Source organism: Rhizobium sp. KDH_Rht_773_N, from assembly GCF_052946295.1.
On the sequence record NZ_CM129525.1, the window covers coordinates 2,584,217 to 2,601,558 of the forward strand.

Sequence of the window (17,342 nt, forward strand, 5' to 3'; positions counted from 1 at the left end):
AGTAATTTGGGAACCATCCTTTCGTGCTGCAGGCCTGCCATGCGGTATTCCCCTTGAAATTTCCCTGATTTTGTGGTCTTGAGGCCGCCAATCTATGCAGCGCTGTCGCTTCCGGCGTTCAGGGACATATCCCGCCCCTGGCAGCGCGTCCCGTATTATCCAAGGAAAATGCCCACATGGCCCGTTCAGCTCTTCTCAATGTCATGGTTCAGGCTGCCATCAAGGCAGGCAAGTCGCTGGGGCGTGATTTCGGGGAAGTGCAGAACCTGCAGGTATCGGTCAAGGGACCGGGCGACTTCGTTTCGAATGCCGACCGCAAGGCCGAGAAGATCGTCAAGGAAGAGCTTCTCAAGGCTCGCCCGACCTATGGTTTCCTCGGCGAAGAGAGCGAAGAGATCAAGGGTACGGACGGCGCGCATCGCTGGATCGTCGATCCGCTCGATGGAACGACCAATTTCCTGCACGGCATTCCCGCTTTTGCGGTTTCCATCGCGCTTGAGCGCAACAACGAGATTGTCGCGGGGGTGATCTTCAATCCGGCGACGGACGAGCTTTACACTGCTGAGCGCGGCGGTGGCGCGTTCCTCAACGATCGCCGTCTGCGTGTCGCCTCGCGCCGGGTGCTCTCCGACAGCGTCATCGGCTGCGGCGTGCCGCATCTCGGTCGCGGCAATCACGGCAAGTTCCTGATCGAGCTGCGCCATGTCATGGGCGAAGTCGCCGGCATCCGCCGCATGGGCGCCGTCTCGCTCGATCTCGCTTATGTGGCGGCGGGCCGTTTCGACGGTTTCTGGGAAACGGTGCTCTCCCCGTGGGACATGGCGGCCGGCATTTTGCTCATCCGCGAAGCCGGCGGCTTTGCGACCGATTGGGATGGCGGCACCGCGATCCTGGAGACGGGTTCGATCATCGCCGGTAACGAGCACATCCAGAAGGCCCTGATGGAAGTGGTCAAGCGGCCCGTTCCGACCCGCTGAGGGCAATCGGAAACAGGCTGTTGTAAAGTCCGGCTTTTCGGCGCCGCATACTTCAATTCGGCACAATGTTGATCTAGTCTCCGGTGCAATGAATCCGGAGGCCGAGGAACCTATGGAAAATGTGAATGTGGCCGAGTTCGGCTCGACCGAGAAGACCACGAGTGGCTACGCCTACAAACTCTCCAGTCCCATGTCGTTCTTCTGGACGATGGTGTTGTTCCTCATCATCGTCGGCTTCATAGCAGCGATCCTGTTCCGTCAGACGCAGACCGCCTTCATGCACAATCCGGGCCTCAACGGCCTCATCCTCGGCGTTCTTGCCGTTGGAATCATTCTCGTTTTCAACCATGTCCTGTCGCTTCGCCCGGAAGTGCGCTGGTTCAACTCCTTCCGCGCCGCAGGCAGCGTCGAGAAAGTGAACCGCAATCCGCGGCTGCTTGCGCCGATGCGGGCGCTGATCGGCAATCGCAAGTCGGGTGTTGCGCTGTCGACCACTGCGCTGCGCTCCATCCTGGATTCCATCGCCAACCGTCTCGACGAATCGCGCGATGTTTCGCGCTATCTCATCGGCCTGCTCGTCTTCCTCGGCCTGCTCGGCACCTTCTGGGGCCTCATCGGCACGATCGGCTCGATCAGCTCCGTCATCCAGTCGCTCGATGCCGGCTCGAACGGTACGGGCGACGTGCTTTCGACGCTGAAGGAAGGGCTTGCGACGCCGCTTTCCGGCATGGGGCAGGCGTTTTCGTCCTCGCTGCTCGGTCTCTCGGGTTCGCTGATCCTCGGTTTCCTCGATCTGCAGGCCGGCCGTGCGCAGAACCGTTTCTATATGGAACTGGAAAACTGGCTCTCCTCCGTCACCGATGTCGGCTCTGACGTTGCGGTGCAGGCGTTCGACGCCGTCTCCGGTGGCTCTTCGGAAGATATGAAGGCGCTGTCGGAATATCTGCGCAAGGTCGCCGAAGAGGGCGGTCCCGCCAGCCAGCGGTCGGTCGCCGCCATGGCGAGCCTCGCGGAAGGCATTCAGGGTCTCGTCAAGAACATGCGCAACGAGCAGCAGATGCTGCGCGACTGGATCGAAGTCCAGCAGGACGAGGCAAAGGCGATGCGCCGCACGCTCGATCGTCTGGCCGAGCGCATCGGTGTCCAGGGCGGCAGTCGCGAGCGCAGCAGCCTGATAGAGAAGAGCGAGGGCAAGTAGACCATGCCTCTTGCCCGCAACCGCCGTCACCAGCGCGCGGTGGATTACTGGCCCGGCTTCGTCGATGCCCTGTCGACGCTGCTCATCGCCATCATGTTCATCCTCACGGTCTTCGTTGTCGGCCAGTTCATTCTGAGCCGCGAAATCTCCGGCCGTGACGAGGTGCTGACGCGCCTCAACAGCCAGATCAACGAGCTGACGCAATTGCTGGCGCTCGAAAAGGGCAGCAATCAGGACCTCCAGGATTCCGTCGCCAACCTGCAGGCCTCGCTTGCAAGCGCCGAGGGCGAACGTTCGCGGCTGCAGGCGCTGCTCAGTGCCGGAGCAGGCGGGCAGGACGCGGCAAAGCAGCAGATCGGGACGCTGACGCAGCAACTCGACGAGCAGAAGCAGGTGAGCGACCGGGCGCTTAGCCAGGTCGAGCTTCTCAATCAGCAGATTGCCGCGTTGCGCAGCCAGATTGCGGCGGTCGAGGCGGCGCTGCAGGCTTCGGAAGAGAAGGACCAGACCTCGCAGGCAAAGATCGCCGATCTCGGCCGCCGCCTGAACGTGGCGCTGGCAGCGCGCGTACAGGAACTCAACCGTTACCGCTCGGATTTCTTCGGCCGCCTGCGTGAGATCCTCTCCGACCGCGAGAATATCCGCATCGTCGGCGACCGTTTCGTCTTCCAGTCGGAAGTGCTGTTCCCGTCCGGTGGCGCCGATCTCAATCCGGAGGGGCAGGCGGAAATGGCAAAGCTTGCAGCCGCGCTGCTCGATCTCGCCAAGGAGATCCCGCCGGAGATCAACTGGGTTCTGCGTGTCGACGGGCATACGGACAATGTCGCGCTGTCGGGTTCTGGCCGCTATCGAGACAACTGGGAGCTTTCATCCGCCCGCGCGATTTCGGTCGTAAAGTTCCTGATCGCGCAGGGCGTGCCTGCCGACCGTCTGGTGGCGGCAGGCTTCGGCGAGTTCCAGCCGATTGCGCCGGGCGATACGCCCGAGGCGCGCGCCACCAACCGTCGCATCGAACTCAAGCTGACCGAGAAATAATCGCCCGGAGCCTGTCCGTCAGGAAGCTGCTGACGGCCGGGCTGTCGCTGAGGCCGATCGCAATCCTGTAGGCCGTCGTACCGGCCTCGCTTTCGCCGAGTTCCGAGAGCAGGTGCGCGCGCACCGCCCAATAGGGCTGGTAGCTGGCAACGCTCCTCTGCTCCAGAGCGTCCAGCAGCGCGAGAGCGGGAGCTGCGCCTTCCAGCCTGCCGATAACGGCGGCATGGGCGACTTTTGCGCCCAGTGAGGGCTTCATTGCGATCAGCGCCCGGTAGAGCGTGGCGAGGGCTTCCCAGTCCGTCGTGCCCGTTCGGCGGCGTGTGGCGTGAACGGACTGTATGGCGGCCTGGCACTGGAACGGACCGAAGCGATTGAAACTTCCCGCCTTGCGCAGCAAGGCATCGGCCTCCGCCATCATGATTTCATTCCAGAGGCCAGTATCCTGTTCTTCGAGCGGGATGTAGGCGCCGCCGCTGCGCCGCGCGTGCCCTCTGGCCTCGCAATAGAGCATCAGCGACAGCAGTCCCATGACCTCGGGCTCGTCGGAAAGGATTGTCGTCAGCGTGCGGCCGAGCCAGATCGCCTCGCCCGTCAGGCCGGTGCGGCTGTCTTGCTCGCCGTCGAGCCCGTCCCAGCCTATGCCGTAGGCGGCGTAGATCGCCGCGAGCACACCGGCTAGCCGTTCCGGCAGCAGGGGCCGCTCGGGAATGGCGAAGGGAATGCCGGCATCGCGAATCTTCACCTTGGCCCGCACCAGGCGCTGGCTCATCGCGTCCGGCGAGACGACGAAAGCCCGCGCCATGGTTTTCGCGTCAATGCCAAGCACGGTCTGGAGCATCAGCGGTGTGTGGACCGATTTGTCGATTGCCGGGTGGGTACAGGCAAAGAGCAGTTTCAGCCGTTCGTCCGGGAAGACTGCATCATGGACATCGTTCATGCGCTCCTCGGCTTCCTCGAAGGCCATCGCAACCGTGCTGCGGGCATTGTCGCGCACGGTTTGGCGGCGGGCCGCCTGCAGGAGATTGCGGCGGGCCACGGTGAGCAGCCAGGCTTCCGGATTGTCGGGAACGCCGCGCCGGGCCAGGTTCGCAGGGCAGCCGCCAGCGCATCGCATAGCGCATCTTCCGCCGCCGGCACATCGCGCGAGCGGGCAGCAAGAAAGGCGATGAGCTTGCCGTAGGACTGCCGCGCCACCTTCTCGGCGGCGCGGCCTGCATCTGATTTCACCAAAGCCTCACGCAACCTGCAGGCGCGGCCGTATCTCGACCGAACCCTGTTCGGAGACGGGAACGCGTGTCGCCCATTCAAGCGCGGTATCGAGATCGGGCACCTCGATGACGTAGAAACCGCCGAGCGATTCCTTGCCTTCCGGATAGGGACCATCCTGCACGTCATGGTCGTCGCCCTTGCGGCGCACGATGGTGGCGGTTTCGGGCGGGGTCAGACCGGCACCGGCGGTCAAGATCCCGGCCTGCATCAGGGCCTTGGTATAGGCAGTCCAGCCGTCGCGATAGGCGGGGTCGCCGCGGCGGACAAAGTCTTCTGCGGATTCACGGATGATAAGCGCATATTGCAGCGGAAACTCCTGATCCTCTGATGGCGTTTGACCGGCAGGCAGCATGTAAGGCCGAAATGGCCGAGGCTGCAACGCACCGGTGGCGCGGCTTGGAACCGTTCCGAAACAATGAGGTTTCAGCAGCAGCCATTTCGACATGGCTGTCGAAAATAGTTCACGCTGCAAACGCGCACGAGAAATGCGCCGATAAGGAGATGCTGGAGGCGACTGATGCCGCCTCCGCTTCCGGTCAGGCTTCCGCCTTTGTCTGATCCACCACTTCCGCGCCGGGCGAATTTTTCTTGATGGACTCGATGGCGTTCACTGCGGATGCCTTCGCCTTGTAGCCTTCGGACGAGAACATGGTTTCGCCGTTCGATGCCTTGAAGCGGAAGCGGAATTCACCGGCCTTATCCTTGTAAACTTCAAATCTGTACATGGATCCCTCCTGGTAAGCTGAAATCGTGCTTCAGCCTCCCGAACGTTAGCCCAGAATCGTGAGCTTTTCCACTACCTTAATTAGAATTCAATTGCGGAGCGTCCAATTGCCGCCGCTTGGATCGGGCGCGAGAAAAGAGGCATAACGTCGCCTCCCGCTGCGCTCATTCCATCTGGATATGGGCGCCGTCGACGACCGGTTTCCATTTCGCAAGCTCGGCCTTCACATGGGCGCCGAGTTCTTCCGGCGTGGAGCCGACGATCGTTGCGCTGAATTCCTTCATCCGCTCGGCCACGGCCGGATCGCCCAGCGCCTTGTTGGCGGAAATGTTGAGGCGGGCAACCACATCGGCGGGCGTGTTGGCCGGCGCAAAGAGCGCATTCCACGTATAGGTCTCGTAGCCCGGAATGCCGGATTCCACGATGGTCGGGATATCGGGGAAGGAGGGCGCGCGTTTGGCGGTCGTCACGGCGAGCGCCCTCAGTGTGCCGGCCTTGATGTGGCTCGATGAGGAGGGCAGGTTGTCGAACATGATCGGGACCTGATTGCCGATGACGTCGTTCAATGCCGGTCCGGCGCCTTTATAGGGGATATGTTGCATGTCGACGCCCGCCATGCTTTTGAAAAGTTCGCCGGAAAGATGCAGCGGCGTGCCGTTGCCGGAAGAGGCGTAGCTGTATTTGTCCGGATCGGCTTTCAGGAGGGCAACCAGTTCCTCAACGTTCTTGGCGGGCAATTCCGGATTGACGACCAGCACGTTGGGCACGACCACGAGCAGCGAGATCGGCGAGAAATCCTTCTCGGCATCATAAGGCGTCGATTTCAGGATCAGCGGATTGAGCGCGTGGGTGGCGACGGTACCCATCAGGATCGTGTACCCGTCCGGTGCGGCGCGCGCGACGTTGCCGGCGCCGAGATTGCCGCCGGCTCCCGCAACATTCTGCACGATGACCTGCTGGCCGAGATCTTCGGACATTTTCTGCGCGACGATGCGCGCGACGACGTCGGTCGAGCCCCCGGCGGCGAAGGGCACGATCATCGTTATGGAGCGATCGGGAAAAGTCTCGGCCGATGCGGCCGTAGCCGTGGCGGCTGCGAGCAGGCCAAGGCCAAACGCCAGGCTCATGCGACGGGTCATGTCAGAAAACGCCATTCGAATCTCCTCCCACAGATTTCAACAGCAAAGGCCCCTACCTCGGGCATAGGGAGGTTAGGGCAGGTTGCCACAAAGGCAACCGCATGCGAGGGCCGAAGAGATCAGACTTTAGTCGCGATGGTGCATGAAGCCGCTATTTGGCGGCAGCCAGCACATCCTCGTTGGCTGCATCGAATTGCAGACGGGCGAGCTTCGCATAGATGCCGCCGTGCCGGATCAGGCTTTGATGCGTGCCTTCCTCGACGATGCGACCCTGGTCCATGACGAGAATGCGATCGGCCTTCAGAACGGTGGCGAGGCGGTGGGCGATGACAATGGTCGTGCGGCCATGCATGAGCCCGTCAAGCGCCGTCTGCACCAGCGTCTCGCTCTCGGCGTCGAGGGCCGAAGTCGCTTCATCCAGAAGCAGGATCGGCGCGTTCTTCAGAATCGCACGGGCAATGGCGATGCGTTGACGCTGGCCGCCCGAGAGCGTGACGCCGCGTTCGCCGACCTGAGTGTCGTAACCTTTCTCCAGCCGATTGATGAACTCATCGGCCTGGGCTGCGATTGCGGCGGCGCGAACCTGCTCGCGCGTCGCCCCCTGGAAGCCGAAGGCGATATTGTCATGGATCGAGGCCGCGAAGATGGTGACGTCCTGCGGCACGATGGCGATGCGCTGCCGAACGGCGTCCGGGTCTGCCTGTCGGGCATCGACGCCATCGATTTTCACGCTGCCCTGCTGCGGATCGTAAAAGCGCAGCAGGAGCGAGAAGACCGTGCTCTTGCCGGCGCCGGACGGGCCGACGATCGCGACCGTTTCTCCCGGCAGCACGGCAAAACCGAGGCCGTGCAGGGCCGATTTGCCGGGACGGGAGGGATAGGCGAAATGTACGCCGTCGAATTCCACCCGGCCCTGGGCAGGCGAGGGGAGCGGCAGCGGATGCGCGGGGGCGGCGATCGGCGAGACTTCATCGAGAAGCTCGGTCAGACGGTCGGCGGCACCTGCTGCCTGCGAGAGCTCGCCCCAGACTTCCGAAAGCGCACCGAGCGAGCCGGCCGCGATGACCGCATAAAGCAGGAACTGCCCAAGCGTGCCGGCCGAGAGCGTGCCGGCGAGAACGCTGTGGGCGCCAAACCAGAGAATGGCGACCACGCTGCCGAAGATCAGGGTGATGGCAATACCCGTCAGCAGGGCTCGGGAAGAGACGGCCGAACGCGCGGCCTGATAGGCGGATTCGACGGCCGAACCGTAGCGGTCTGCGGCAATGGTTTCGGCGTTGAAGGCCTGCACGGTGCGGGTGGCAGCAATCGTCTCGCTGGCGAAGGCCGAGGCTTCCGCCAGCGTGTCCTGCGCTGCGCGCGAACGCTTGCGTACCGATCGGCCGCCGGCGACCAGCGGAAAGACGATAACCGGGATTGCGACGATGACGAGGCTCGACAGCTTAGGCGAGGTCACGATCATCATGCCGAGCGCGCCGAGACAGAGGATCAGGTTGCGCAGCGCCACGGAAGCTGTGGCGCCGACGGCGGATTTGATCTGCGTCGTATCGGCCGTCAGCCGCGAGAGGATCTCACCCGACTGGTTGACGTCGAAGAAGGAGGGCGACAGGCGCGTGACATGGGAGAAGACATCGCGGCGCAGATCCGAGACGATGCGCTCGCCGATGGTGATGACGAAATAGTAGCGGAGCGCACTGGCAACAGCGAGCACGACGGCCATGACCATCAGCATGGCGAAATAGCTGTTGATGAAGGTGCCGTCGGCCTGCGTGAAGCCATGGTCGATCATGCGGCGCACGGCGAGCGGTATGGCAAGAGAGGTGACGGCGGCAAGGGCCAGCGCAATCAAGGCGCCCGCGACCATGCCGCGATAGCGTGCCACGTAAGGTGCCAGCCTGCCGAGCGGCCTTAGCGAACGCGACTTCTTTTCCCCAAGCTCTGCCTGCTCTGCCAAATCGTCTCCGATCGCCCTCAAAGACCGCGTATTGCGGCTCCTTGGCCCTTGTTATCCCGGCGCCCTTCATGTATAGGCACCGCATCCTAATGGGAAGCCGTAGCCTTCACGACTGCGGCTTCATTTATTCAATCGGTTCTTTCCCCGCAACTGTCTGCGGCAAATTGAACCCCGGCATCGCAGGAAGATTGTCATGAAGGAAGGCATCCATCCCGACTACCACATCATCAAGGTAGTCATGACCGATGGCACCGAGTACGAAACCCGCTCGACCTGGGGTTCGGAAGGCGCTGTCATGAACCTCGAAATCGACTCCAAGTCGCATCCGGCCTGGACGGGCGGCAACCAGCAGCTCATGGACCGTGGCGGCCGCGTTTCGAAGTTCAACAAGCGTTTCGGCGGCCTCGGCCTCTAATTCGCTTCCGCCTGACGGACCATACAAAGCCCGGCCTCGCGCTGGGCTTTTTTGTTTCCGGTCTGAGCCGGAGGACAAACAAAAACCGGCCGCGTCGCCGCAGCCGGTTTCGTGAAATCGCTAATGCCAGATCAGTTGTTGCCGAAGGCGGTCTGCAGCAGGGAAAGCTGGGCCTGGACGCTGTTCTGGTTATCGGGAACGATCGCCGCTTCTGCCGGGCGATAGATTTCGCGGTCGAGCAGGGCGATGCGGTTCTGCAGGCGAAGCGAACGTTCAACGAGGTCGCGGAAGGATTCCGGCAGGTCGCCCCAGCCCGGAGCGTTGCGGTCGACGTTGAAGCCGTCGAGACGAACCTTGTTCTTTTCGGCCAGAACCTGATCGCGCGACATTTCGCCATTGTTGACGGCGCGCTGCAGCAGCAGCCAGGAGGCCATCTGCATCAGCCGGGTGGTCAGGCGCATCGATTCAGCCGCGTAGAGTACCGAAGCCATGCGCGGCAGCACCTTGGAGGCTGCGCGGCCCTGGCCGTCGAGGTAGGATGCGGTTTCTTCGACCAGCGACATGCCCTCTGCATACAGCGTCTTGAACTGCGAGGATGCGGCAGCGCGGCCCGCAAAACTGATTGTATTCAATCCAAGTTCCGACATCTAAAGAATCCCTGTTGCACGCATCTACTATCAGGTAACGCCGGTTTCCGCGGAAAAGTTTCGCGGCCGGTCTTTATGATTTCAAGATGGTATCTTTAGCCCAATTGCGCAAGCCGTTTCTTAAGAAAAGGTTAATCTCCACAGTTTCGTGGAAATATCTAAAGCAGCGCAAAAAAGAAGAGCCGCAAAAGCGGCTCTCAAGGTAAAACAGGGAGAAAAATCAGACCAATTCACCGCTTGGAAAACTGTCTGAGGTTCAGAAGGATCTGAACAGCATGAGTAATATCTTATAAAGCTTAATTTTTTATTAATGCCGTCTCAATTTAAGACTTAACGAAAGTAATTACGAAGCAATATTTGCGCGTTCACAGTCTTATGAACGGAACAGGTTTTCAGCAGCCAGGCGGCCGGAAGCCTTGCTGGCGGCCTCGGCCTCGAGCCGCGCGATCTCGGCCTTCAAGAGTTCCACACGCGCTTTCAGCTCGTCCAGCGAAAACATGGAGAGATCGCAGCCGATCTCGTGCGCGGTCTTCTTCTGCGGCCGGTCGTCATCGATGAAGCTCATTGTCGTTCCTCCTTAAGCGTGTCGCGATCCTGCAGATCCGTTTCCATGCGCAGTCTTGCGCGACACCGTCCACTCGTCAGCCGAACTTTACAGCAGGATCGACGCTTTCGGGAGGCTTGCTGGAACCGCGATCGGCAAGCGACATGCTTTGCGGCGTGAGCGTGGGAGACGTGGCCGTCGGGATCGTCGTGTAGGCGTCGCGGTCGCTTGCCGGAATGGCTGCGCGAATGCGGCTTCTGACGATGGCGTAGCCGGTGATCAGAAGATGGGCGAACGCCGTCACCAGGAAGAGCGCATGCGGGCTGATGACCGACATGACCGGACCTCCAATCGTCGGGCCGATGACGGTGCCGATCCCGTAAAGCAATAACAAGCCGCCCGATACCTTCACGAAATCTTCCGATGCGGCAAAGTCGTTCGCATGGGCGACGGCGATCGGATAGAGCGTATTGGCGACGGCGCCGTAGAGGATGACGAGGCCGATCAGGAAGGCAGGGGAGGAGGGGTGCAGCAGGAAGATCAGGAGGCCGGCGAGCGCTGCGATGGCCGACATGGCCGCCAGCACGTAACGGCGGTCGATACGGTCGGAGAGGCGCCCGGCCGGAAGCTGCATTATGGCGCCGGCAAAGATGGTGGCGCTCATCATGACGGCGATCGCGGTATCGGAAAGGCCGGCACCCGCGCCGAAGACGGCGCCGAGCGTGCCATAGGCGCCGTTGGCGATGCCGACGAGCAGGATGCCGAGGCAGGAAACGGGTGAATTGCGATAGAGCGCCGGCAGGTCGAGTTTCACCGCCTTCAGCGGCTGCGGCGAGGCGGCGGTCGACAGCGTGGTCGGCAGCATGGCGATGCAGTAGAAGATGCCGCAGATCATGAAGAGCGCCGGCGTGCGCACGTCTTCCAGCGGGATCATCAGCTGGCCGCCAACGACGCCAAGCAGGGTGATGCCGATATAGAGCGAGAAAATCGCGCCGCGGCTTTCATTGTTCGCCCGCTCGTTCAGCCAGCTTTCGATGATCATCGACGTGCCTGCGGTCGAGAAGCCGGTGACCGCGCGCAGGATGACCCACCAGACCGGGTCGATGATGATGCCGCTCACGAGCGCGATGATGGCGATGATGGCGATGAAACCGGAGAAGGCGCGCACATGGCCGACACGGCGCACCATCTTCGGCGCGATCAGGCAGCCGACGACGAAGCCCGCCGCCCAGGAGGTTCCGAGCAGGCCGAGGGTGGTCGTGGCATAACCTTCGAGATTACCGCGTACGGGAAGCAGAATGCCCTGCAGTCCGTTGCCCATGAAGAGGAAGAGCGTGCCAAAGAGCAGCGCAGCGACGGACAGCAGATTTCTTGTCATATCCCCAGACTCGGCGTGTTCGCTTTGAGAAGGACATAAGGCGAGTGCTTGATCCGCCCAGTCCATAAGAATGTTGATTGTGCCCCGGAATGCCTTTACGGCGAGTAGATATCCTGTGTTCGCGTGAAAAAATGTCCGTCCTGTGACATTCTGATAGATGGAAAAAATAAAGCCATGACAAAGCTGATAGCGTTGCTGCTCATCCTTGCCATGGCAATCCAGGTCATCAAGCCGCTCGGCTATCCGGGGCTGCGCCGCCGGATGGATTTCTGGAAGATCGCGCTGATTGCCTTCGCCGTCTGGGCGGTGGCGCTGCTGACGCGCGATTTTTTCGTGCCCTGAAGCGGGACGCTATCTTTCAGATCCGCTTGCCACGCTTGGGCCTTGTTTTGCATGTCGCTCGCAAAACTGCCGAACGCCTTTGCGCGACCTACTCCAGGCGGGTTCAGTCCTGCAGGAGGATCTCGCCTTTCATGACCGGCACGCAGCTTCCCGAGATCGTCACGTCGGTGACTGTACCGGCCTTCTTGACGACATCGAGGTCGATGATGCTGCGCCGGCCCATTTCGACGCCCTGCTCGATCGTTAGGTGCTGGCTGATGTCCGTCTCCGGCAGCAGCGAGACGAGATAGGCGGAAAGGGCTGCCGATGCGCTGCCGGTCGCAGGGTCTTCGATGACGTTATCCAGCGGCGCGAACATGCGGGCGCGGATCTTCCATGGGGTGGCGGCAGGGCGAACGTAGAGGAACAGGGAGAAATCATGACTGCCGGCTGTCGACCTGGCCGCCTCCTGGAAGCCGTTGAGATTGGGGCTTGCCGCGGCCAGGGCCTCCAGGCTCTCAAGCTCGGCAACGGCAAATTTCAGGCCGACGGAGACGAAGACAGGGGCATGGGTCTTCTTGCGGATCGAGCCGGGATCGATGGAGACGCAACCGGCAATCACGGTGTCCGGTATCGTGCCTTCTATTTCAAGCGGCCGCGGAGCGCGGATCGTCGCTGCGGCAACGCGGCCTTCGCTGCGCCGCAGGGCGACTTCCACAAGGCCGGCCTTCTCCTCGAAGCTCAGCGTATCGCCGACGGGGCGGCCGAAAAGCTCTCCCTGCCGAGCGATTACATAGGCGGTGCCGACATTGGGATGACCGGCGAAAGGCACCTCCATCGTCGGTGTGAAGATGCGCACCCTTGCCGTGTTTTCGGGATTCTCGGGCGGCAGCACGAAAGTGACTTCGGAATAGCCGAATTCGGCGGCGATCTTCTGCATCGCCGCGTCGCTGATGCCCCTGGCGTCGCTCATGACCGCGAGCGGATTGCCCTCGAAGCGGGTTGAGGTGAAGACATCGACGGTGACGTAGGACAGGCTGTTCATGGCGGCTCCAGCGGTTGGCGCGCCATGATTAGCGAGGCTGGCGGTCGCAGCGAAGAATTATCTTGTCGCCATGACAAATCGGCTTGGCGGCAGTGGCAGCATAAGAACGGGCGGCGAAGGTGTTCGCCGCCCGTATCTTCTTTCAATCGTCAAAAGGCTTATGCGGCCTTTTCGAGCTCGGCCTTCCAGCTGCCCTTGGCGGCGAGGCTGTTCATTTCGGCGCGGTGCGCAAACTCGCGTTGACCGGCGGCGACATTTTCCTGCTTGCCGTTCCAGGCCTTGAGCGCGCTGTCCTGCAGGGCGCGGCCATAGGAGAAGGTGACGAACCAGGGCAGGTCGTAGCCGGAATTAATCGCCGAGAGATGGGCGGTCGCCTCTTCCGTCGTCTGGCCGCCGGAGAGGAAGGCGATGCCCGGAACGGCTGACGGAACCGTGCGCTTCAGGACCTGAACGGTGCGTTCGGCGACTTCGGCGACGGAGGCCTTGCGGGCGTTCTTGCCGTCGATGACCATGTTCGGCTTCAGGATCATGCCTTCGAGGCTGACACGGGCATCGGCCAGTTCCTCGAACACGATGCGCAGCGTGGATTCGGTGACTTCGGCGCAGCGGTCGATATTGTGGTCGCCCGGCTTGCCGTCCATCAGGCATTCAGGCTCGACGATCGGCACGATCTTGGCTTCCTGGCAGAGCGCGGCATAACGGGCAAGTGCCTGGGCGTTGGCGCGAACGGAGCCGCGGCTCGGCAGGGTCCCGGAAATGGCGATGACGCCGCGCCACTTGGCAAAGCGGGCACCGGCTTCGTAATATTTGGCAAGGCGGTCTGCGAGGCCGTCGAGGCCTTCGGTGACGGTTTCACCCGGGAACTTGGCCATCGGCTTGGCGCCGGTATCGACCTTGATGCCCGGAATGCTGCCGGCGGCCTTGATGATGTCGACGAAAGGCGTGCCGTCGGCCGCCTTCTGGTACAGGGTTTCCTCATAGAGGATGACGCCGGAAATATACTTCTTCATCGCGTCTTCCGACCGGAAGAGCATCTCGCGATAGTCGCGGCGGCTGGTTTCGGTCGATTCAAGATTGATCGCATCGAAACGCTTCTTGATGGTGGAGGTCGATTCATCGGCGGCAAGCAGGCCCCGACCGCCAGCAACCATCTTCACTGCAATGTCTTCCAGTCGTTCGCTCATCTCGTTCTCTCCACAATGAAATCCGGCAGAATTGATAATATAGAACTCGGATAACAGAAGTTTATAGGCAGAAAAAAGAGCGGGCTAAGTCATTGAAACGATTGAAATGATTTCAATCGTTTGAAAGTTTGGGAATTTTTTCTCCGTTTGAGCAAAAGACCGCGGAAGCGTTCGCCTCCGCGGTCTATCCTGCTGGAATATCTGGCTAATCGACCGATCGATTAACGGGAGAGAACGGCCACTCCCGGCAGTTCCTTGCCTTCCATCCATTCAAGGAAGGCGCCGCCTGCCGTCGAGACGTAGGTAAACTCTTCGGCAACGCCGGCATGGTTCAGCGCCGAGACCGTATCACCGCCGCCTGCGACCGAGGTGAGCTTGCCGGCCTTGGTGCGTTCGGCTGCATATTTTGCGGCGGCAACGGTCGCCGCGTCGAAAGGCTCGATTTCAAAGGCGCCGAGCGGACCGTTCCAGACGAGCGTCGTGGCGCGTTCGATCCAGGCCTTGACGGAATCGACCGACTTCGGGCCGACATCGAGGACCATGGCATCGGCCGGGATGGCTTCGATGGAGACGATCTCGTTGGCGGCCCCGGCCTTGAATTCGCGCGCGACGACGCCGTCTTCCGGCAGGACGATCGCGCAGCCGGCGGTCGCGGCTTCGATCATGATCTGCTTGGCGGTATCGGCGAGGTCATGCTCGCAGAGCGACTTGCCGACATTGGTGCCGCGGGCGGCGATGAAGGTATTGGCCATGCCGCCGCCGATGACGAGAGCATCCACCTTCTTCACGAGGTTCATCAGGAGATCGATCTTGGTCGAAACCTTGGCGCCGCCGACGATTGCGACCACCGGACGGGCCGGGTTGCCGAGGCCCTTTTCCAGCGCTTCGAGCTCGGCCTGCATGGTGCGGCCGGCATAGGCCGGCAGGTGATGGGCAAGGCCTTCGGTGGAGGAATGGGCGCGGTGAGCCGCCGAGAAGGCGTCGTTCACGTAGAGATCGCCGTTGGCGGCAAGCGCCTTGGTGAATTCAGGATCGTTCTTTTCCTCTCCCTTGTGGAAGCGGGTGTTTTCCAGAAGCAGGATATCGCCGTCGTTCATCCTGGCGACGGCGGTGGCTGCTGCATCGCCGATGCAGTCGGACGCGGTCAGGACCGCGTGGTCGAGGACTGCCTCAACCGACGGAGCGATCAGCGAAAGCGAGAATTCTGCCGAAGGGCCATCCTTCGGGCGACCGAAATGGGCGAGCAGGATGACCTTGGCGCCCTTTTTCGACAGTTCAAGGATCGTCGGTGCGACGCGCTCGATGCGGGTCGTATCCGTAACCTTGCCGTCCTTGACCGGGACGTTGAGATCGACGCGGACGAGAACGCGCTTGCCGGCGATGTCGTTGAGGTCGTCGAGGGTCTTGAAAGCTGCCATGGGAAGATCCGTTCGTGGTTGGCGAAAGTTGGCCGACCATAGCAAGGATCGAGGGAGACGCAAGGCAGTCGGCCGTCGTTTTAGCGTGGGCTTTCATCACGTCCGGCAGTGCTTTCCGCCGCGGCTGCCTCGTGTTTTTTGCGCCCCTTCATACGGTCGCGCGTGCGCTGGATAATCTCGCGCAGATTGATGAAGATCGGCAGCGTGATGGCCGGTTCCACGGCCTCCAGCGACATGCCGACGGAGGTGATGTGGTCCTGGTCGTCGAGATCGCGGACGATGAGGATCAGCGAGCCGAGACGGACGCGATCGGCATAATCGGCCTTGCCGCCGAGGCGCTGTTTCATCAGTTCGGCAATCGTCAGGCCCTTCTCGGATTCGTTGAGAAGGCCCGGACCATAGGCGGCATCGAGATCGGCCGCCGGGCGGGCAGGCGACAGCGCGAAGGCGCCGAAGAATTCGGCGTCATCCTCGTCGACAGGCGCGCGGCTGGCGAAGATGCGGTCGAGCAGACGCGAATAGCTGGGCGCGATGAAGAGGTAGACGAGGTCGTTCTCCCGCAGGCGACCGGCATATTGGTAACGCATCGACTTGCCGTCGCGGATCACCAGCGAAGGGGTGGCCCAACGCGGGATGCGCTCTCCGCGAAGGATCGGACTGTCCTTTATGACGCGGTAGGAGAGCAGTTCGTGATTGGCCGCACCCGGCAGGTCGACCTCGACTTTGTCGACTGCGCCGATGCGCGGCGGGATGATGAGGCCGAGGCGCTTGGCGACCGGTTTGATCGTCCAGCCCTGCACGAGCAGCGAAACGAGCACGATGATGAAGGCGGTGTTGAAATAGATCTGGCTATGCTCCAGCCCGCCGAGGATCGGCATGATGGCGAGCAGGATCGAGACGGCACCGCGCAGGCCGACCCAGGCGACAAAGCCGATTTCCTGCTGCGTATAATCGAAAGGCAGCAGAGACAGCCAGACGGCGAGCGGCCGGGCGACGAAGATCAGGAACAGGGCGAGCAGGACCGCCGGCACGATGATGACGGGAAACTGCGAGGGCGTCGCCAGCAGGCCGAGCACGAGGAACATGATGATCTGGGCAAGCCAGGTCATGCCGTCCTGAAAACGCCTGATGGTGCCGATCGCCTGCATCTTGCGGTTCCCGGCATAGATGCCGGCGACATAGACCGCAAGGAAGCCGCTGCCGCTGACAGCGCCGGTGAAGGAGAAGACGAGAAGGGCGAGTGCCAGCACGAAAATCGGTGTGAGGCCGCGATCCGTTTCCAGCCGGCCGGCGATGAGCACGATCATCATGCCGCCGAGCAGGCCGAGGATGACGCCAAGGCCCATCTGCTGGATGAACATGGCCAGCATGCCGATATTGATGCCGGCATAACGTTCGCCGCTCGCGAGAACCTCGACCAGGGCGATGGTCAGGAAAATTGCCATCGGATCGTTGGTGCCGGATTCGACTTCCAGCGTGGAGCGCACCTTGTCCCTGATATTGATGCCGCCGATGCGCAGCAGGAAGAAGACGGCGGCGGCATCGGTGGAGGCGACGATCGAGCCGAGCAGCATGCCTTCGAGCCAGGTGAAGTCGAGCAGCCAGCGGGCGGCGAAGGCGAAGAGTGCCGCGGTCAGAAGCACACCGATCGAGGCGAGCGTCAGTGACGGTATCGCGGCGATGCGGAAGGCCTGCATCGGCGTGCCGAAACCGGAATCGAACAGGATGATCGCAAGCGCGATGGAACCCAGAATATAGGCGAGATAGTTGTTGCTGAATTCGATGCCGAGACCGTCGACGCCGGCGGCAAGCCCGATCATCAGGAAGAGCAGAAGGAGGGGAGCGCCGAAGCGGAAGGCCAGCAGGCTGGAAAAGGCTGCAAGAAGCACGAGCGCCGTCGCGACCAGCACCACGATATAAAACGCTTCCATGCCCACCCCTTTCGCTTCATCACGCCATTCCGCAGCCGCCCCGGCTGTTCCATGCCCCCACGTCCAGCGCGATCTATCAGTAAACGGCAAAATACGGCAGAAGGGTAGGCCTCGCGGCTTAACCTCGGCTGCATTGCTGCATCATGCTGCTGGACGGTCCTTG

General features: G+C 61.8%; 16 protein-coding genes and 1 pseudogene. 5 read left to right on the top strand and 12 right to left on the bottom strand.

What is annotated here, in order from left to right; translation table 11 throughout:
* Positions 1-176 precede the first annotated feature (176 nt).
* The 3 genes from ACU8HS_RS12860 (at position 177) to ACU8HS_RS12870 (ending at position 3,210) form a co-directional block, all read left to right on the top strand.
* Positions 177-977, top strand: a complete 801-nt coding sequence (locus ACU8HS_RS12860; RefSeq protein WP_447014505.1) for an inositol monophosphatase family protein — start codon at positions 177-179, stop codon at positions 975-977.
* 112 nt (positions 978-1,089) lie between these two features.
* Positions 1,090-2,175, top strand: coding sequence for a flagellar motor protein MotA (locus ACU8HS_RS12865; RefSeq protein ID WP_447014506.1), 1,086 nt, complete (start codon positions 1,090-1,092; stop codon positions 2,173-2,175).
* Positions 2,176-2,178: 3 nt separating this feature from the next.
* A complete protein-coding gene (locus tag ACU8HS_RS12870) occupies positions 2,179-3,210 on the top strand; it encodes a peptidoglycan -binding protein (protein WP_112563873.1) in 1,032 nt (343 codons plus the stop codon).
* Here ACU8HS_RS12870 and ACU8HS_RS12875 read toward each other — a convergent pair.
* The 5 genes and pseudogenes from ACU8HS_RS12875 to ACU8HS_RS12895 form a co-directional block, all read right to left on the bottom strand.
* Positions 3,191-4,437, bottom strand: a pseudogene (locus ACU8HS_RS12875) (RNA polymerase sigma factor). The gene ACU8HS_RS12870 and the pseudogene ACU8HS_RS12875 sit on opposite strands and share 20 nt — an antisense overlap.
* 7 nt (positions 4,438-4,444) lie before the next feature.
* Positions 4,445-4,786 (bottom strand): YciI family protein, encoded by a 342-nt coding sequence (locus tag ACU8HS_RS12880; RefSeq protein WP_112563877.1) that lies wholly within the window; start codon positions 4,784-4,786, stop codon positions 4,445-4,447.
* A gap of 229 nt (positions 4,787-5,015) precedes the next feature.
* On the bottom strand, positions 5,016-5,204 hold the full coding sequence (locus ACU8HS_RS12885; RefSeq protein ID WP_112563881.1) for a YegP family protein: 189 nt from the start codon (positions 5,202-5,204) through the stop codon (positions 5,016-5,018).
* 163 nt (positions 5,205-5,367) lie between these two features.
* Positions 5,368-6,357, bottom strand: a complete 990-nt coding sequence (locus tag ACU8HS_RS12890; RefSeq protein ID WP_447014507.1) for a Bug family tripartite tricarboxylate transporter substrate binding protein — start codon at positions 6,355-6,357, stop codon at positions 5,368-5,370.
* A gap of 136 nt (positions 6,358-6,493) precedes the next feature.
* The gene (locus tag ACU8HS_RS12895) at positions 6,494-8,296 is read right to left on the bottom strand and encodes an ABC transporter transmembrane domain-containing protein (protein ID WP_447014508.1); all 1,803 of its coding nucleotides are present in this window, start codon (positions 8,294-8,296) and stop codon (positions 6,494-6,496) included.
* 193 nt (positions 8,297-8,489) lie between these two features.
* On the opposite strand from ACU8HS_RS12895, the gene rpmE reads away from it, so the two are divergent.
* Positions 8,490-8,711, top strand: a complete 222-nt coding sequence (rpmE, locus tag ACU8HS_RS12900) for a 50S ribosomal protein L31 (RefSeq protein WP_112563887.1) — start codon at positions 8,490-8,492, stop codon at positions 8,709-8,711.
* A gap of 131 nt (positions 8,712-8,842) precedes the next feature.
* Here rpmE and rcdA read toward each other — a convergent pair whose 3' ends face one another.
* From rcdA to ACU8HS_RS12915, 3 genes are all read right to left on the bottom strand, one after another.
* A complete protein-coding gene (rcdA, locus tag ACU8HS_RS12905; RefSeq protein WP_112545041.1) occupies positions 8,843-9,358 on the bottom strand; it encodes a protease adaptor protein RcdA in 516 nt (171 codons plus the stop codon).
* Positions 9,359-9,731: 373 nt separating this feature from the next.
* Positions 9,732-9,923 (bottom strand): DUF1192 domain-containing protein, encoded by a 192-nt coding sequence (locus ACU8HS_RS12910; RefSeq protein ID WP_113412943.1) that lies wholly within the window; start codon positions 9,921-9,923, stop codon positions 9,732-9,734.
* 76 nt (positions 9,924-9,999) lie between these two features.
* Positions 10,000-11,280 carry an MFS transporter gene (locus ACU8HS_RS12915; RefSeq protein ID WP_113412944.1) on the bottom strand — a complete coding sequence of 427 codons (1,281 nt, stop codon included), beginning with the start codon at positions 11,278-11,280 and terminating at the stop codon, positions 10,000-10,002.
* Between the two features lie 174 nt (positions 11,281-11,454).
* Here ACU8HS_RS12915 and ACU8HS_RS12920 point away from each other — a divergent pair, with 174 nt between their 5' ends.
* Positions 11,455-11,622, top strand: a complete 168-nt coding sequence (locus ACU8HS_RS12920; RefSeq protein WP_377310972.1) for a hypothetical protein — start codon at positions 11,455-11,457, stop codon at positions 11,620-11,622.
* A gap of 103 nt (positions 11,623-11,725) precedes the next feature.
* Here ACU8HS_RS12920 and ACU8HS_RS12925 read toward each other — a convergent pair whose 3' ends face one another.
* The 4 genes from ACU8HS_RS12925 to ACU8HS_RS12940 form a co-directional block, all read right to left on the bottom strand.
* Positions 11,726-12,646, bottom strand: a complete 921-nt coding sequence (locus ACU8HS_RS12925) for a PhzF family phenazine biosynthesis protein (protein ID WP_113412945.1) — start codon at positions 12,644-12,646, stop codon at positions 11,726-11,728.
* 158 nt (positions 12,647-12,804) lie between these two features.
* Positions 12,805-13,830: a class I fructose-bisphosphate aldolase gene (locus ACU8HS_RS12930; RefSeq protein WP_112563895.1), complete on the bottom strand. Its 1,026-nt coding sequence runs from the start codon at positions 13,828-13,830 to the stop codon at positions 12,805-12,807.
* A 221-nt stretch (positions 13,831-14,051) separates the two neighbouring features.
* The gene (locus ACU8HS_RS12935) at positions 14,052-15,248 is read right to left on the bottom strand and encodes a phosphoglycerate kinase (RefSeq protein WP_112563897.1); all 1,197 of its coding nucleotides are present in this window, start codon (positions 15,246-15,248) and stop codon (positions 14,052-14,054) included.
* 80 nt (positions 15,249-15,328) lie between these two features.
* On the bottom strand, positions 15,329-17,179 hold the full coding sequence (locus tag ACU8HS_RS12940) for a potassium/proton antiporter (RefSeq protein ID WP_113412946.1): 1,851 nt from the start codon (positions 17,177-17,179) through the stop codon (positions 15,329-15,331).
* Positions 17,180-17,342 lie beyond the last annotated feature (163 nt).